Below are 14,889 nucleotides of genomic sequence, written 5' to 3' on the forward strand. Positions count from 1 at the left end.
TTCCTTTCTGTTCGTCCGGTTTCCCAAAAGCCCACGGGGGCTTTTCGGCTTAAGCAAGGATCCCGGTGGACTGCAAAAACAGCACCAGCATCATCACCGGAGCAACGTATCGGATCATCACCCGGTAGAGTTTCTTGCGGCGGAAGGTCTCGCCGTTGCGCTGCATCTCGTCAATGACGTAATCCGGTGTCATGACCCAGCCAATCAGGATGGTGGACAGCAGGGCAATGAAAGGCATCATAACACTGTTGCTGACATAGTCCATGATATCCAACAGCTGACCCACCGATCCGTTGGGAAGCTGTACTTCAAAATAGAAGATGCTGTAACCCAGCGCAATGATGGCGGAAGCGGCCAGATAGATGACCGCCAGCACAAGCACCGTCTTTTTGCGGCCCGAGTGGAAGATCTCCATGCAGTTGGCGGTGATGGATTCCAGCACCGAGATGCAGGAAGTCAGGGTGGCAAAAATGGCAGTGACAAAGAACAGGATGCCAACGAACATGCCCGCCTTGCCCATGGCGTTGAATACCTTGGGCAGCGAGACGAACATCAGGCTGGGGCCTGCGCTCATGCCCTCGGTGCCAGAGAAAACATACACGGCGGGGATGATCATGGCACCGGCCAGCAGGGCTACGCCGGTATCGAAGATCTCAATCTGATTCACCGCTTTGTTCAGGTCTACGTCCGGTTTGACGTAGGAACCGTAGGTGATCATAATGCCCATGGACACGCTGAGGGAGAAGAACAGCTGGCTCATGGCATCCAGCAAAATCTGCAAAAAGCGGCTGACAGTCAGCCCTTCCATGTGCGGGGTCAGGTAGTAGCGCAGACCCTCCAGACCGGTGCGCATCTGGCCGGAGGCATCCTCGTGGCGCAGGGTGAGGGCGTAACCCGCAATCACCACCACCAGAACCAGCAGAATGGGCATCATGTAGCGGGACACCCGCTCAATGCCTCCCTCCACGCCGTTGTACACGATGAAAGCAGTCACGCCCATGAACAGCAGAGCGAACACCACAGGGGAGACTGGCGAGGTGATGAAGCTGGTAAAATAACCGTCCTCAGCAGCGGCAGCAGACTGTCCGGTCAGGTAGACTGCCGCATATTTCGTGATCCACCCGCCGATGACGGCATAGTAGGTCATAATCAGAACTGGCACCAGAAAAGTCAGGATGCCGAGGAATTTCCACTTGGGGCGCATCGTCTCGTAGGCGCGGATGGCACTCTGCTTTGTGCGGCGGCCAATGGCGATATCCGAGGTGAGCAGCGTGAAACCGAAGGTCAGCACCAGCACCAGATACACCAGCAAAAACAAACCGCCGCCATCTTTTGCGGCAAGGTACGGGAACCGCCACAGGTTGCCGACACCCACCGCACTTCCGGCGGCAGCAAGGACAAATCCGATTTGTCCGGAGAAACTGCTTGCTTTCTTTTCCATGATTCTGAAACTCCTATCCATATTTCCTATTGTAATATAGTATAACATGAAGTATCATATCAGTAAACCGAATAAATTTACTATGACCTATAAATTTTGCTTATGGAGCGCTTGAGATGCGGGAACAAAAAGAAAGGAAAAGCACAATCCAGACGGTATCAGCGGCAGACAACAAGAATAAATTGTGATTTCATAAGATTGGTGTTATAATAAGAGAAAAGTTCCTGCCGGGGCAACCGCCCGGTGGTATGGATAGAAAAGCAGGAAAACAATATGCACATCAACTATAAACCACTCTGGCGCACTGATAGAGCGTGATATGAGAAAAGAAGATTTAAGGCTTGCCGCCGGTATGACAACGAATATGATTGCCAACATGAGCAAAGAGGGAAAGCACATCAGCACGGACGGATGCACCGGGAATATTTGAGAAAAGTCCACCCAGCCAGATTGAACACATTGATACTGACCGGAGAATTGTGGACATATCTTGCAGACCTGAACGAACAGGCACAGGAACGGTTAGATACCATCATGGAGCAGATAAAAATTGCCGAGGGCGTAACCGAGAAATTAAAGTGTACCCGTCAAATGGAATGGGTGCGGCGATGCAATAACATTCACAATCGGGCAGAAGAAATTATTCTGCATGAGATAATTTATTCATAATAGTATGGTGTCAGGATTATGACAAATCAGAGGTTAAAAGGTGCGTTATGTTAAAAAGCATAGGGTTATATTTTAGAAAAATAGATTTTCTGAATTTTGCAGTTGGGGCTATAATGCCAATCATTGTATTGTTTATAGTTTATTCATCAGTCAAATCAAATATAATTCTTCAAGACACTGATTTTTTATCACTGTTGATGAATCATAAAGGAAAATTCATATTTTACTTTTTCGTGTCCTTTATTGAAGAAGTTATTTTTAGAGGAATTATTTTTGGGCTGTTGCTGCAAAAATGTAAAAATAAGTATTTGAGTTGCGTAATCGCTGCACTTATTTTTACACTACCACATATTTTTAATACCGATAATATTTCTGTTCTGGTAATGTTTATTTTTCCTTTTCTATATGGAATATTTGCCAATGAAATGTTTTACACTACAAAGAGTATTTGGATGCCTACAGGATTTCATTGGTTATGGAATTATACAATAACAAGTTTGTTTCTTGTTACAGGAACACAAAGTTTCATATATGTACATATCATAGCAGCAATGGTTATAATGATACCGTTGTTTTACATTGTTATTGGGAAAACACGCCTAAGTGGCGATTGATAGCTTACAATTTATCGCTTTACACAATATCAACTGAATAACCACAGCACGAACCGCTGCTACATGGAAGCCAACAAACCATGCAACAGCGGTTTTTCTTTACCGTTTTTTCCTCTGGCTGATAGGCGTTCCCATTTTCTTTGACTTTTTGAGAATCCGAATGAGCCAGCGAAATTCTTCGTCTGACAGATTTTTATAGTCGATACCAAGCTGCTTGCAGTAAAGTACAACGAGCTTTTCATCCCGGCTACCCTTGAAAATTGAATATGCAGCTTCAGGTACTTCCAGACAATGATACTTCCGTAATTCGCGGCTCGGTCATAAAGAAGACGGGCTGGCGGGTCAGCCGCCCCTGACCCAACTGGAAACGGCACAGCTGCTCCAGATCAGCAGAAGTTATGTCTCAAGGCTTGAGACCCACGCACTGGAACAGTTGCGCAAAGGCTGGCTTCAAGAATCACCGGGAGAATAAAGGGTGCCGCCTGCGGGCGGCGTACATAAGCTCTTTTACAATTGGATTTGGTGTGGTATACTGGACGCAACAACTGGAAGGCCAACGAGGGAGCGTAAAATGATTACGAAGTATGTTGTTGTCGAACCATTCGATGAACATTGGAGACTGGATTCTCTTAAAATACAGAATGAACTTATGGATGCTCTTGGGCAGCTGGCAATCAGGATCGAACACGTCGGGAGTACTTCCGTGCAAGGGCTGTCTGCAAAACCAATCATTGATATAGATGTAGTCATTAAGGATTACAACGTTTTGAATGATGCTATTTCTGCTTTGGAGAAAATTGGTTATCAATATGAAGGAGACCTCGGTATTCCGGGCCGGGAGGCATTTCGCTACGATGGTAAAGATCACCTGAAAAAACATCATTTATATGTGTGCCCTGCTGATTCGCCGGAGTTGAAAAGGCACATTGCGTTTAGGGATTACCTTCGGACACATCCCGATGCTGTGCGAAAATATTCTCTTATAAAAGAAGAAGGCGCAAAGAAATATCCTGACGATATTGAACGTTATATTGAATATAAATCTCCTTTCATCGAAGAGGTCTATTCGGAAATCGGAATATGAAATTCCCCGAGCTGCCGACCAAATAAATCATGCTGCACCATTCAGCGGACGACCCCAAAACGGTTGTCCGCTATTTTTGTGCCCATGCACCACCCCGGCAGGAGAGAACTGCCCGAAAAAACGCCTGCGGGCGGCGTATGGCATGATCAACGGGTCAACAGCTCAAAATGGTTCCGCTTGGTGACCAGCAGCCCTTCCCTTTGCAGCTTGGAAAGTTCCACCGACATGGCAGCACGCTCCACGCAGAGAAAATCCGCCAGCTGCTGACGGTCAAAGGGAATGTCAAAGGAAAGGGAGGACTGCCGGATGGATTCGGCAGACAGGTAGGACAGCAGTTTTTCCCGGGTGGTTCGCTTGCTGACATGGGTGATCTTATCGTTAAAAAGCAGTATTTTGTTTGCCAGAACGCTGACCAGATTGCGGATGAGTTTCTGGTGATGGTCGCAGGCGGTGGGGCAGGAGGTGAGCAGCCGCTTGACGTTCAGCAGCAGAATTTCGCAATCCTCCTCTGCCACCACGCTGATGTTCAGGATGGCACCGGGGGTGGCGGCGTAAGGCTCGCCGAAAAAGTCTCCGGTATTGCACTTGGACAGGATATTGCGGTGTCCCCAAAGGTCCTCCTGGATCACAAGGGTGGAGCCGGACAGCACAAGCCCCATAACCTCTGTGGAATCTCCGGCACGGAAAATGTAGGAGCCCCGGGGTCGGGTGATCTTCGACGCACTGACGCAGTGCAGGATGGACAGGATCTCATCGTCGGTAAGCCCGGTAAAAAAGGGGCAGTTCCGCAGAACAGGCAGATATTTTTGCATAAAAGCCCTCCTTGTTGGAATTCAAACATACAAGTTGCCTTTAGTATACTATAATAAGGATGCAAATGCAAAAAACACCCACAACAGGAGAGTATAGATATGATTCGGAAGATCATCCATATTGACGAAGAAAAATGCAACGGCTGCGGCTTGTGCGCAACCGCCTGCCATGAAGGTGCCATTGATATCATCAACGGCAAAGCAAAGCTGGTGCGGGAAAATTTCTGCGATGGCTTTGGCGACTGCCTGCCGGGCTGCCCCACCGGAGCCATTACCTTTGAAGAGCGGGAAGCCCCTGCCTACGACGAAGCAGCGGTGCAGGAGAACAAAAAGAAAAAGGAATTGCAGGAGAAGATGAAGCATCTCCACGAGGGAGGCTGCCCCGGCTCCCGGATGCGGATGCTGGAACAGACGGAGATCGCAGAAAGTGCAGCGTCTGCCCCCGCGCAGCCGGTCTCCCGCCTGCGCAACTGGCCGGTGCAGATCAAGCTGGCACCTGTCCATGCGCCCTACTTTGAGGGCGCAAAGCTCCTGATTGCAGCGGACTGCACGGCATACGCCTACGCCAATTTCCATCAGGAATTTATGCGCGGCAAGGTGACCCTCATCGGCTGCCCGAAGCTGGACGCTGTGGATTACAGCGAAAAGCTCACCGAGATCCTGCGCAGCAACGACATCCAGAGCGTGACCATCCTCCGCATGGAGGTGCCCTGCTGCGGCGGCTTGGAGATGGCAGCGAAAAAGGCACTTCAAGCCAGCGGAAAGTTCATTCCGTGGCAGGTGGTCACCATCTCCATTGACGGAAAAATTCTCGACTAAATGCGGCAACACAGATCGACCGAGTGTCTTTGACTTTGGGTTATTCCAAGGCGGTGCGGGCGGTGCGCACAAGATACTCCATGGCCTCCACCGGGTACTGCCCGGCGGCGGTCTCCCCGGTGAGCATCACGCTGGAAGCGCCGTCTGCTACGGCGTTGTAGATGTCGCTGACCTCGGCGCGGGTGGGGACCGCCCGGCTGCACATACTGTCCAGCATCTGGGTCACCACCATAAAGGGCACCCCGGCAGACCGGCAGACCGCTGAAAGCTGTTTCTGGCACCGGGGCAGCTCCCACAGGGGCATGGCGTTGCCAAGGTCCCCGCGGGCAATGACCACTTCATCCACAAGGGGTAGGAACTCCGGCAGGGCCTGTACCCCCGCAAGGCTCTCGATCTTGGCAAAAATGCGGATCTGCCCGGCCCCGGCCTGTTCCAGCGCCCGGCGCAGGGTGCGGATGTCCTCAGCCCCCCGCACGAAGGGCAGCATCACCCCGGTAACGCCGCAGGCTCCCGCCAGCTGCAGGTTTTGCAGGTCCTCCTCCGTCAACGTGGGGGAGGCCACCGTCAGCCCCGGTGCCGCAAGGCTTTTGCGGCTTTGCAGGGTGCCGCCCCGTACCACAGTACACTGCAGGGCAGCGCCATCAGCTTCGGCCACCTGCACAAGGAGCCTGCCGTCGTCCAGCAGGAGGTTCTGGCCCGGCCGGGCTGCATGCACCAGCGCCGCCGGGCAGGGGACACCCCCTTGCCCCAGCCGGAGGCTCTGGCCCGGTTTCAGCACAAGGGGCTGGGGCAGCGTGCCAATGCGCAGCTCCGGCCCCTGCAGGTCGATGAGCAGCTGGGGGATGCCCACGGCGTGGATGATATCCAGCCAGTCTTTGTGGGCCGAAAGGGACCCGTGGGAAAGGTTCATGCGGATGCCCGTCATGCCAGCTTCCACCATGTGCTGCAAGGTCTCCAGCTGGGCACAGGCGGGGCCGATGGTACCATAAAATTCCAAAAAAATCACCCGGTTTCGTTTTTTCCTATTGTAACACGGAACGGGACCGTTGAAAAGTGCCAAACCAGGCGGCAACAAAAAAAGGCGTGGCAGCCCGCCCCAAAGGGGAAAACGGGGAGAGCCAGAATCAAGAAATTGTTGCAGAAGTATTATTTTTTCGTGAATATTAGCACTCTGGTATTGACACTGCTAAAAAATGGTGCTATAACAGTGGCGTGCTCAGGAGGAAGGGCAAAAGGAGAGCTGCAAGGCTCCCCGGAAAGCCTTTCCGAGTGGACGCTTCAGATTTTTTGCCCCGACCTGAACGCCGGGATTGGAGGAATGATTTATGCTTATGCCGACTGTTTTCCATGAAAACCTGTTCGATGATTTCTTCGATCCGTTCTGGAATGACGCTGCACTGGAACGTATGATGAACCGTGAGGCGCGTGATACCTTTGGTAAGCGCGGTGCAAACATGATGAAGACCGATGTCAAACAGACGGACAACGGCTACGAAGTAGCGGTTGACCTGCCGGGCTGCAAGAAGGAAGACGTTCAGATGGATCTGAACGACGGCTACCTGACCATTCAGGCAGTGCGCAGCCACAGCAATGACGAAAAGGATAAGAAGGGCCGCTATCTGCGGCACGAATCCTTCTCCGGCACCTGCGCACGCAGTTTCTACGTGGGCGATGTGAAGAAGGAAGACATCCACGCAAAGTTCGAGGATGGCGTCCTGCACGTCGAGCTGCCTGCTCCTCAGCAGACGAAGGCTTTGCCTGAGAACCCGAATCTGATTGAAATCGAGTAAAACGCCGGTCGTGTGCGCCAAGTCACACACGGACATAAAGTGGCCCCGGAGAGCTGTAACAAGCCCTCCGGGGCCATTTTTGTTTCCTGGTATCTTTTCCGCAGAGAGAAATCATGGTATACTGAGAACGACAACTCGTAAGTTATATGTGGAGGAGGATTATTATGAATACAGTTAGAATGATTTTATGTGGAAATGTTGAAGATAGCAGAATGAATCCAAGTGAAAAGGTAGGAGTAGTATCAGTGGTTTTTGTTTCTACAGAGGAGGAAAAAATTAAGAATAAACTTAAAAAATTGCAAGATAAAAATCCTGAAAAATTTTATATGGAATACGTTACTCCATTAGATGTTGACTTAACAAGTTTAGAACACTATCCATCGATTGAAATATCAAAAAATGATTTACAATAACAACTTCTGATTTATCAAAGAAGAAAACTGAGATCGTGGGTTCCATGTTTGCCAAGTGCGAGATGCAGATGGTGAATTTCATGGGCACAGAGCTGCACGAAACGGAGTTTTACCAGTGCGATCTACGGAAAGCGGACTTCCGGGATGCCACCGGTTATAAAGTGGATATTCTGGGCAGCCGCCTGAAAGATGCAAAATTTTCGCTGCCGGAGGCCGTGAATCTGCTGGCAGATCTGAAGATCAAGCTGTCCTGAACGAGTCCTCTGCCACGGTAGCCGGTCACCCTCTCCATTGACGGGAAAATTCTGAATTGAGGAAAGCGCTTTAACGCGGGATTTTTATAAACCCCAAAGGGAGTTCTGCTCGGACGTTCGTCCGTAACGGAACTCCCTTTTTTGAAAGACACAATTTTTTAACATCCCTTTCCGTTTACACCCCGGCGAAAGAAGTGTATAATAAAATAATGTAATTGTGCGGCTGTGCATTGCGAAATGATGTGAGAAGGGAACCGATATCGATGAACCAAAACAAGCAAGCGCCCCGGCGGCGGATGACCCGGCGGGAGTGGAGGATCCGGCGCTGCCTGCGTCTGGCACGGAACTGGGCCGTGTTTCTGGCGGCCTGCGGCGCGGCTGTTGCCCTGATGACCAGCGGCATTTTATGGCTGCTGCCCAAGGCCCACGCCCTGATCGCGGGGCCGGAGGCCTTTGTGGCCAGAAACTACGATGGCACCGAATACCAGCTGAACCTTGCCGATGCCCGGCTGGTGCTGGTGAACGGGAATCTGCCGCTGGACGCAGAGCCTGCCCCGGCCCTTGCGGTGGCGGATGATGCCACGGGCCAGCAGCTCGAAGCGGAAGCCGCAGAGCAGTACCGCGCCATGGCGGCAGCTGCAGCGGCAGACGGTATCACGCTGGAACTGGTGACGGGCTATCAGGATGTTTCCGCACGGGAAGCGGCCTTTGATGCCCGGAAGCAGGTGTATCTGGAAAAGGGGCTCTCCGAGGAGGATGCCGCGGCCTATGCCGCCAGCGTCTGCCCTCCGGCCAATGCCAGCGAGCAGGCCACCGGCTATGCGGCGGACATCCTCAGCCCGGACTGCACCGAAAAGACCACCCGCTTTGCCGATACCCGCGCCTACGAGTGGCTGACCGCCTACGCTGCGGAGTATGGTTTTGTCCTCCGCTGGCCGGAGGAGCGGCAGGCCGCCACCGGCATGGTGTACGAGCCCTGGCACTGGCGCTATGTGGGGGCGGAAAATGCCCTCGCCATCCGCGCGTCCGGGGTCTCGCTGGAGGAGTTCCTTGCGCTGGAGCGCACAAAGCTGTAACAAAAAAGGAGAACGACTGTTGAGACGAACCGAGATCGCGCCCGGGGTCCATCTTTCCTGGGACCCGGCGCAGAAATTCAACCGCTGCCGGATCAGCATCCACTTTGCGTTTCCGGCACGGCGGGAGACGGCAACCGCCCACGCGCTGCTGCCCCTGTTGATGGAGCGGGGCTATGCGGATTGCCCGGATATGACCCAGATGACCAAAAAGCTTGCCCGGCTGTACGGCGCGGACCTGACCGTGGATGCCCGCCCGCTGGGTGCAAACCACAACCTCTGCGTCAGTGTGACCGGCATCAAGGACCGCTTTGCACTGGAGGGCGAGGCCCTGACCCGGGAGTATGCCGCGCTGGCACTGGGCACGGCGTTCCATCCCTATTTTGTAGGCGGTGTGTTTGACCCGGAGGCGGTCGCCATCGAAAAGCAGATGCTGAAAAAGGCGCTGGAAGATGAGATCAACGAAAAGCGCATCTACTGCCAGCGGCAGGCCAACCGGGAGTTCTTTGGGAGCAGCCCCGCCGGCATCCGGCAGGAGGGCTACCTGGAAGAGGTGGACGGCCTGACCCCGGAAACGCTGACCGAGACTTATCGTGAGATGCTCCGCACCGCCAGCATCGAGCTGCTGGTGCTGGGCTGCGGGGAAGCGGAGACCGAGCAGGTGAAGCGGGCCCTGCTGGAAGAGCTTTCCCACATCGGGCGGGCCCCGCTGCCATTGTGCGAGAACCTTGCCATGCCCCGGCAGGATGCCGTGCGCAGGGTGGAGTGCTTTGACACGGTGCAGGCCAAGCTCTGCATGCTGTTCACGCTGGGCGTGCCCATGCGCCCCGACCAGATGGCGGCGGTGCGGCTTGCCATGGCGCTGTATGGCGGCAGTGTGACCAGCCGCCTGTTCCTGAACGTGCGGGAGCGGGATCATCTGTGCTATTACTGCTCGTCCAGCTTCCAGAGCTTTACCGGGAGCATGGCTGTGAACAGCGGCGTGGAGCACGCCGACGCGGCCCGGGCCGAAAAAGCCATCCTGAAGGAGCTGGATGACCTGCGCAATGGCCCCATCACGGCTGAGGAGCTTGAGGACTGCCGCCGCTCCCTGCTGAGCGGGATGGCGGGCATTGAGGATACGCTGGGCGGCATTGAGACCTGGTATTACATGGAGGTGCTGCGGGGCGGCCCGGTGCAGACCCCGGACGATGCCCGCGCGGCCCTGCAGGCTGTGACCGAGGAGGATGTCCGCACTGTCCTGCGGCAGCTGACCCTTTCGGTCAGCTATCTTTTGACCCGAGAGGAGGAGAGCGCCCATGCCTGAACAGAACACGAACCGTGCCCTGACCGAGGCTGCCGCCGATGAGTGGAAGGTGCTGCCCTCGGGCCTGACGGTGCTGGTGCGGCCCATGCCGGGCTATTTCGGCACCCATGTCATCTATGCCACCCGCTTTGGCTCCATCGACCGGGATTTCCGGGTGGACGGCAGGGAAGTGCACCTGCCCGCCGGTGTGGCGCATTTTCTGGAACACAAGATGTTTGAGGATGAGGACGGCGATGCCTTTGCAAAGTTCGCCAAGACCGGTGCCAATGCCAATGCCTTTACCAGCTTTGACCGCACCTGCTACCTGTTTACCGCCACCGAGCAGCTGGACGAAAGCCTGGATGTGCTGCTGGGCATGGTGGGCCGTCCCTACTTTACTGAGCAGACCATCGCCAAGGAGCAGGGCATCATCGGGCAGGAGATCAAAATGTACGATGACAGCGCCGACTGGCGGCTCATCACCGGCCTGTGCGAGTGCCTGTATCACAGCCACCCCATCCGCAGCGACATTGCGGGCACGGTGGAAAGCATTGCGGAGATCACGCCGGAGATGCTGTACGACTGCTGCAAGGCGTTCTATGCCCCCAACAACATGGTGCTGGCCGCCGCAGGCAGCACCAGCATGGAACAGATCCTGGCGGCCTGTGCGCGCCACGGCCTGATGGAAGCGCGCCCGGTGGAGCGGGTGCAGCGGCTCTGGACAGAGGAACCCATGACGCTGGCCGCTGCCGAAAAGACCATTACAATGCCGGTGTCCAAGCCCTGCTTCGGCATCGGCTTCAAGGAGCAGCCGCTGCAGCATGACGACCTGCGCAGCGAGATCCTGTATGACCTCATCCTCTGCTGCATCTCTGGCGGCATGTCGAGGCTCTACCGGAAGCTCTATGATGAGGGCTTGACCAACCCCGGCTTTGGCGGGGAGGTGCTCCGGGTGGACGGTTGCTGCTGCATCCTGTTCACCGGCGAAAGCGATGTGCCCGACACTGTGAAGCAGCTGCTGTTGGAGGAAATCCGGCGCATCCGTGCTGAGGGTGTGGACCGGGAGATCTTTACCCTGTGCAAGAATGAAAAATACGGCCAGCTGATCGAAAATCTGGAGAACGTGGAGGACTCGGCCAGCCAGATGGCAGACTTTGCCCTCAGCGGCCAGACCGTGGCCCAGCAGATCGCCACGCTGGCGGCACTGACGGCAGAGGATGCCGACGCAGCGCTGCAGAAGATCCTGAGCGAGGAGCGGATGGCTGTGATGTACATCCAGCCCGACGGCACGGCCGGGGAAGAGCCGGGCGATGAGGAGGAGATGGAAGAATGACGAATCTGGTGCAGTTTCCGGGGCTGGGGCTGAGCTTTGAGCTTGACCGCGTGGCCTTTTCCATCGGAGGCATGAATATTTACTGGTACGGTGTCTGCATTGCCGTGGGCATGTGCCTGGCGCTGATGTTCGCGTTCCGGCACAGTGTGGAGTTCGGTGTGGATGCCGATGCCATGGTGGATGTCATCCTCATCGGCGTGGTCATGGGCATCCTGTGTGCCCGGCTCTACTATGTGGCCCTTTCGCCCTATCAGTACCACAGCCTGAAAGATGTGCTGGCCATCCGGGATGGCGGTCTTGCCATTTATGGCGGCATCATCGGGGCCTTTCTGTTCGGAGGGCTGGCCTGCAAGTGGCGGAAAGTTCCCGTGCTGCCCATGTTCGATCTGGCGGCCATGGGCTTCCTCATCGGGCAGGGCTGCGGCCGCTGGGGCAACTTCTTCAATCAGGAGGCCTTTGGCTGCAACACCACTCTGCCCTGGGGCATGTACAGCCAGGCGACCCACGATTACCTGACGAGCAGCGTGGTCACGGTGCCCAAAGGCGTGACCATCGACCCGAACCTGCCGGTGCATCCCACCTTCTTATATGAGAGCATCTGGTGCTTTGTGGGGCTGTTTCTGCTGGTGCGCTACCTCAAAAAGCGCAGGTTTGCAGGAGATATCGCCCTGCGGTACCTCGTCTGGTACGGTGCGGGCCGCTTCTGGATTGAAGCCCTCCGCACCGACAGCCTGCTGCTGGTGCCCAGCATCGGCCTGCGGGTGTCCCAGCTGGTGGCAGGCGTTGCCGTTGTGGGCGGCGTGATCGCCGAGATCCTCCTGACAAGGAAGTTCAGGGACAAGCCCCTGATGGTGGAGCTGCCCCTGAACAGCGAGAACCGGGCACGGATGAAAAAGCTGGACGGCCCCACCACTTTTGCGGGGACGGACGCTGCTCTGCCGGCCTCTGCATCCCGCGCGGAGTTCGTTGAGAAAACGGCAGCGTGGAATGAAACCGTAAAGGAAGCGCTGGACCGGCGCGAACACCCGGAAAAGAACGAAAAAAATCCGGAGTAAAGTGCAAAAAGCCCTTGCAAAGCGGACTTTTTTCTGCTATAATATTCTAGCCGCATGGTGTGGGCACCGGAAACGGCCCCGTGAGGGCCTGCCTTTACGACCAGCGAGTACAACGAAAAGGAATGAAACAAATGTACGCAATCATTGTTACCGGCGGTAAGCAGTACCGCGTGGAGCAGGGCGACATCGTCTACATCGAAAAGCTGGACGTTGAGGCCGACTCCGAAGTGAAGTTTGATCAGGTTCTCGCTATTGGCGAGGAGGGTTCTGTCAAGGTTGGCGCTCCCGTTGTTGAGGGCGCTTCCGTTTCTGCCAAGGTCATCAAGAATGGCAAGGGCAAGAAGCTGAACATCATCACCTATCGCGCAAAGAAGCACAGTGCTCGCCGCATGGGCCATCGTCAGCCCTACACCAAGGTTGAGATCACTGCGATCAACGGCTAAGGAGGTAAATTACAATGGCACATAAAAAGGGCGTAGGCAGCACCAAGAACGGCCGCGATTCCGCAGCACAGCGTCTGGGCACCAAGCGTGCAGACGGTCAGTTCGTTCTGGCCGGCAACATCCTGGTTCGTCAGCGTGGCACCCACATCATGCCGGGTGAGAACGTTGGCAAGGGCAGCGATGACACCCTGTTTGCTCTGGTTGACGGCACTGTCCGTTTTGAGCGCGTAGGCAAGAGCGGCAAGAAGTGCAGCGTGAAGCAGTAACTTCTGCCTGAAAAACTGCAACCCAAAGAGCCGGACCCTCGTGGCCCGGCTCTTTTTAGGTAACGAAAAAGCCTTTTCTGTTTGGAAATCAAACCTCTCAGTCCGCGCTTTGGCGCGGCTGGCTTCCTTAGTAGGGGAGCTGAACAGAGGGAAAAGGCTTTTGAAGAATAGGAGGGGCTGTATGGCAGCACAAACCAATTTTATCGATATCGCCACCATCTGGCTCCATGCGGGCAAGGGCGGCGATGGCGCAGTGAGCTTCCATCGTGAGAAGTTCGTGGCCGCTGGCGGCCCGGACGGCGGTGATGGCGGCCGCGGCGGTGACATCATCTTTGTGGCGGACGATCATCTTTCCACCCTGATGGACTTCCGCTACAAGCGCAAGTACACTGCCCCCGAGGGCGGCAAGGGCGGCGCAAGCCTCTGCCACGGCAAGAATGCCGAAAACCTCATTATCAAGGTGCCGCTGGGCACCGTGATCAAGGACGCGGAGAGCGGGCTGGTCATCGCGGACCTGTCTGATCACACCCCCGTCACCATCGCAAAGGGCGGCCGCGGCGGCTACGGCAACGCACATTTTGCAACGCCTACCCGCCAGATCCCCAAGTTTGCCAAGCCCGGTATGCCTGGCGAGGACATCCAGGTGACGCTGGAGCTGAAGCTGATTGCTGATGTGGGCCTGATCGGCTTCCCCAATGTGGGCAAGTCCACCCTCATCTCTACCATCAGCGCGGCCAAGCCCAAGATCGCGAACTACCACTTCACCACGCTGGTGCCCACCCTGGGTGTCGTGTCGGTGGGTGAGGGTGCCAGCTTTGTCTGCGCCGACATCCCCGGCCTGATCGAGGGTGCCAGTGAGGGCGTCGGTCTGGGCCACGACTTCCTGCGCCATGTGGAGCGCTGCCGCCTGCTGCTGCATGTGGTGGATGTCTCCGGCAGCGAGTGCCGTGAGCCGGTGGAGGACTTTGAAAAGATCAACGAGGAGCTGGCAAAGTTCAGCCCCGAGCTGGCACAGCGCCCCCAGATCGTGGTGGGCAACAAGTGCGACCTGGCCACCGAGGAGCAGATCGAGAGCTTCCGCAGCTACGTGGAGGGCAAGGGCCTGACCTTTGTGCCAATCTCTGCCGCCACTATGCAGGGCGTGCGGGAGCTGCCGGGCCTGGTCTACAACCGCCTGAAGGATATCCCGCCGGTGCCTGTGTTCACCCCCGAGTACAAGAAGCCCGAGCCCAAGGCCAACGACCGTGCTTATACCATCCAGCGGATGGAGGCCCATGTGTGGAGCATCGACGCGCCCTGGCTGGAGTATATCCTGGCCGGCAGCAATGTGGATGACTACGAGAGCCTGCAGTATTTCCAGCGTCAGCTGGACGAGAGCGGCATCCTGACCGAACTGGTGGAAAAGGGCGTGCAGGAGAACGACACCATCCTCATTGGTGAGTATCAGTTCGATTATATCTTCTAAAAAGGAGACGACCCTCTCAGTCTCGCTGCGCTCGCCAGCTCCCCCGAAGGGGGAGCCAACGCATCTGACAGGT

Annotated in this window: 17 protein-coding genes and 3 pseudogenes; 16 read left to right on the forward strand and 4 right to left on the reverse strand. The window is 55.6% G+C overall.

Annotated elements, in window-relative coordinates; all coding sequences use genetic code 11:
* Positions 1 to 49: 49 nt before the first annotated feature.
* Positions 50 to 1,441, reverse strand: a complete 1,392-nt coding sequence (locus MTP42_RS05910) for a sodium-dependent transporter (protein ID WP_035394411.1) — start codon at positions 1,439 to 1,441, stop codon at positions 50 to 52.
* 196 nt (positions 1,442 to 1,637) lie between these two features.
* On the opposite strand from MTP42_RS05910, the pseudogene MTP42_RS14730 reads away from it, so the two are divergent.
* From MTP42_RS14730 to MTP42_RS05925, 3 genes and pseudogenes are all read left to right on the forward strand, one after another.
* Positions 1,638 to 1,850: pseudogene (locus tag MTP42_RS14730) on the forward strand (helix-turn-helix domain-containing protein); the annotation flags it as partial.
* Positions 1,844 to 2,110, forward strand: a pseudogene (locus tag MTP42_RS05920) (TnpV protein); the annotation flags it as partial. The pseudogenes MTP42_RS14730 and MTP42_RS05920, both read left to right, overlap by 7 nt.
* Before the next feature lie 47 nt (positions 2,111 to 2,157).
* Positions 2,158 to 2,724 (forward strand): CPBP family intramembrane glutamic endopeptidase, encoded by a 567-nt coding sequence (locus MTP42_RS05925; RefSeq protein ID WP_117535174.1) that lies wholly within the window; start codon positions 2,158 to 2,160, stop codon positions 2,722 to 2,724.
* 99 nt (positions 2,725 to 2,823) lie between these two features.
* On the opposite strand, the pseudogene MTP42_RS14735 reads toward MTP42_RS05925, so the two are convergent.
* Positions 2,824 to 2,982 (reverse strand): annotated as a pseudogene (locus MTP42_RS14735) (helix-turn-helix domain-containing protein); the annotation flags it as partial.
* Between the two features lie 103 nt (positions 2,983 to 3,085).
* Here MTP42_RS14735 and MTP42_RS05930 point away from each other — a divergent pair.
* Together MTP42_RS05930 and MTP42_RS05935 are read left to right on the forward strand one after the other, a co-directional pair.
* Positions 3,086 to 3,196: a sigma factor-like helix-turn-helix DNA-binding protein gene (locus tag MTP42_RS05930; RefSeq protein ID WP_306414105.1), complete on the forward strand. Its 111-nt coding sequence runs from the start codon at positions 3,086 to 3,088 to the stop codon at positions 3,194 to 3,196.
* Positions 3,197 to 3,295: 99 nt separating this feature from the next.
* Positions 3,296 to 3,808 carry a GrpB family protein gene (locus tag MTP42_RS05935; protein ID WP_249258179.1) on the forward strand — a complete coding sequence of 171 codons (513 nt, stop codon included), beginning with the start codon at positions 3,296 to 3,298 and terminating at the stop codon, positions 3,806 to 3,808.
* A 146-nt stretch (positions 3,809 to 3,954) separates the two neighbouring features.
* Here the strand turns inward: MTP42_RS05935 and MTP42_RS05940 are convergent, their stop codons facing one another.
* The gene (locus MTP42_RS05940; protein WP_186850595.1) at positions 3,955 to 4,620 is read right to left on the reverse strand and encodes a Crp/Fnr family transcriptional regulator; all 666 of its coding nucleotides are present in this window, start codon (positions 4,618 to 4,620) and stop codon (positions 3,955 to 3,957) included.
* Positions 4,621 to 4,719: 99 nt separating this feature from the next.
* Here MTP42_RS05940 and MTP42_RS05945 point away from each other — a divergent pair, with 99 nt between their 5' ends.
* Positions 4,720 to 5,439, forward strand: coding sequence for an ATP-binding protein (locus MTP42_RS05945; RefSeq protein WP_249258180.1), 720 nt, complete (start codon positions 4,720 to 4,722; stop codon positions 5,437 to 5,439).
* Between the two features lie 40 nt (positions 5,440 to 5,479).
* Here MTP42_RS05945 and MTP42_RS05950 read toward each other — a convergent pair whose 3' ends face one another.
* A complete protein-coding gene (locus MTP42_RS05950) occupies positions 5,480 to 6,436 on the reverse strand; it encodes a pyruvate kinase (protein WP_249258181.1) in 957 nt (318 codons plus the stop codon).
* 328 nt (positions 6,437 to 6,764) lie between these two features.
* Here MTP42_RS05950 and MTP42_RS05955 point away from each other — a divergent pair, with 328 nt between their 5' ends.
* The 10 genes from MTP42_RS05955 to obgE all read left to right on the forward strand — a co-directional run bounded on the left by MTP42_RS05955 (position 6,765) and on the right by obgE (position 14,816).
* Positions 6,765 to 7,229, forward strand: a complete 465-nt coding sequence (locus MTP42_RS05955) for an Hsp20/alpha crystallin family protein (RefSeq protein WP_215665879.1) — start codon at positions 6,765 to 6,767, stop codon at positions 7,227 to 7,229.
* Between the two features lie 164 nt (positions 7,230 to 7,393).
* Complete coding sequence (locus MTP42_RS05960; protein ID WP_003697696.1) at positions 7,394 to 7,642, forward strand: hypothetical protein; 249 nt, start codon at positions 7,394 to 7,396, stop codon at positions 7,640 to 7,642.
* Between the two features lie 44 nt (positions 7,643 to 7,686).
* Positions 7,687 to 7,896: a pentapeptide repeat-containing protein gene (locus MTP42_RS05965; protein ID WP_238077813.1), complete on the forward strand. Its 210-nt coding sequence runs from the start codon at positions 7,687 to 7,689 to the stop codon at positions 7,894 to 7,896.
* Between the two features lie 263 nt (positions 7,897 to 8,159).
* Positions 8,160 to 8,972, forward strand: coding sequence for a M15 family metallopeptidase (locus MTP42_RS05970; RefSeq protein ID WP_249258182.1), 813 nt, complete (start codon positions 8,160 to 8,162; stop codon positions 8,970 to 8,972).
* Positions 8,973 to 8,991: 19 nt separating this feature from the next.
* Positions 8,992 to 10,275, forward strand: coding sequence for a M16 family metallopeptidase (locus MTP42_RS05975; protein WP_249258183.1), 1,284 nt, complete (start codon positions 8,992 to 8,994; stop codon positions 10,273 to 10,275).
* The gene (gene yfmH, locus MTP42_RS05980; RefSeq protein WP_249258184.1) at positions 10,268 to 11,587 is read left to right on the forward strand and encodes an EF-P 5-aminopentanol modification-associated protein YfmH; all 1,320 of its coding nucleotides are present in this window, start codon (positions 10,268 to 10,270) and stop codon (positions 11,585 to 11,587) included. The genes MTP42_RS05975 and yfmH overlap by 8 nt, the downstream gene beginning before the upstream one ends.
* The gene (gene lgt, locus MTP42_RS05985; protein ID WP_249258185.1) at positions 11,584 to 12,642 is read left to right on the forward strand and encodes a prolipoprotein diacylglyceryl transferase; all 1,059 of its coding nucleotides are present in this window, start codon (positions 11,584 to 11,586) and stop codon (positions 12,640 to 12,642) included. Before yfmH ends, lgt begins: the two co-directional genes overlap by 4 nt.
* Positions 12,643 to 12,773: 131 nt before the next feature.
* A complete protein-coding gene (gene rplU / locus MTP42_RS05990) occupies positions 12,774 to 13,085 on the forward strand; it encodes a 50S ribosomal protein L21 (protein ID WP_035394408.1) in 312 nt (103 codons plus the stop codon).
* Positions 13,086 to 13,099: 14 nt separating this feature from the next.
* The gene (gene rpmA / locus MTP42_RS05995; protein WP_005923362.1) at positions 13,100 to 13,351 is read left to right on the forward strand and encodes a 50S ribosomal protein L27; all 252 of its coding nucleotides are present in this window, start codon (positions 13,100 to 13,102) and stop codon (positions 13,349 to 13,351) included.
* 181 nt (positions 13,352 to 13,532) lie between these two features.
* Positions 13,533 to 14,816, forward strand: a complete 1,284-nt coding sequence (gene obgE, locus MTP42_RS06000; RefSeq protein WP_097772284.1) for a GTPase ObgE — start codon at positions 13,533 to 13,535, stop codon at positions 14,814 to 14,816.
* Positions 14,817 to 14,889: the final 73 nt, after the last annotated feature.

Origin of the sequence: Faecalibacterium sp. I2-3-92, from assembly GCF_023347315.1 — a bacterium.
Taxonomy (GTDB): Bacteria; Bacillota; Clostridia; order Oscillospirales; family Ruminococcaceae; genus Faecalibacterium; species Faecalibacterium duncaniae.

Coding starts and splice junctions, on each gene's coding strand:
- MTP42_RS05910 (WP_035394411.1), bottom strand. CDS start 1,441: ATGGAAAAGAAAGCAAGCAGTTTCTCCGGACAAATCGGATTTGTCCTT.
- MTP42_RS05925 (WP_117535174.1), top strand. CDS start 2,158: ATGTTAAAAAGCATAGGGTTATATTTTAGAAAAATAGATTTTCTGAAT.
- MTP42_RS05935 (WP_249258179.1), top strand. CDS start 3,296: ATGATTACGAAGTATGTTGTTGTCGAACCATTCGATGAACATTGGAGA.
- MTP42_RS05940 (WP_186850595.1), bottom strand. CDS start 4,620: ATGCAAAAATATCTGCCTGTTCTGCGGAACTGCCCCTTTTTTACCGGG.
- MTP42_RS05945 (WP_249258180.1), top strand. CDS start 4,720: ATGATTCGGAAGATCATCCATATTGACGAAGAAAAATGCAACGGCTGC.
- MTP42_RS05955 (WP_215665879.1), top strand. CDS start 6,765: ATGCTTATGCCGACTGTTTTCCATGAAAACCTGTTCGATGATTTCTTC.
- MTP42_RS05960 (WP_003697696.1), top strand. CDS start 7,394: ATGAATACAGTTAGAATGATTTTATGTGGAAATGTTGAAGATAGCAGA.
- MTP42_RS05965 (WP_238077813.1), top strand. CDS start 7,687: ATGTTTGCCAAGTGCGAGATGCAGATGGTGAATTTCATGGGCACAGAG.
- MTP42_RS05970 (WP_249258182.1), top strand. CDS start 8,160: ATGAACCAAAACAAGCAAGCGCCCCGGCGGCGGATGACCCGGCGGGAG.
- yfmH (WP_249258184.1), top strand. CDS start 10,268: ATGCCTGAACAGAACACGAACCGTGCCCTGACCGAGGCTGCCGCCGAT.
- lgt (WP_249258185.1), top strand. CDS start 11,584: ATGACGAATCTGGTGCAGTTTCCGGGGCTGGGGCTGAGCTTTGAGCTT.
- rplU (WP_035394408.1), top strand. CDS start 12,774: ATGTACGCAATCATTGTTACCGGCGGTAAGCAGTACCGCGTGGAGCAG.
- rpmA (WP_005923362.1), top strand. CDS start 13,100: ATGGCACATAAAAAGGGCGTAGGCAGCACCAAGAACGGCCGCGATTCC.
- obgE (WP_097772284.1), top strand. CDS start 13,533: ATGGCAGCACAAACCAATTTTATCGATATCGCCACCATCTGGCTCCAT.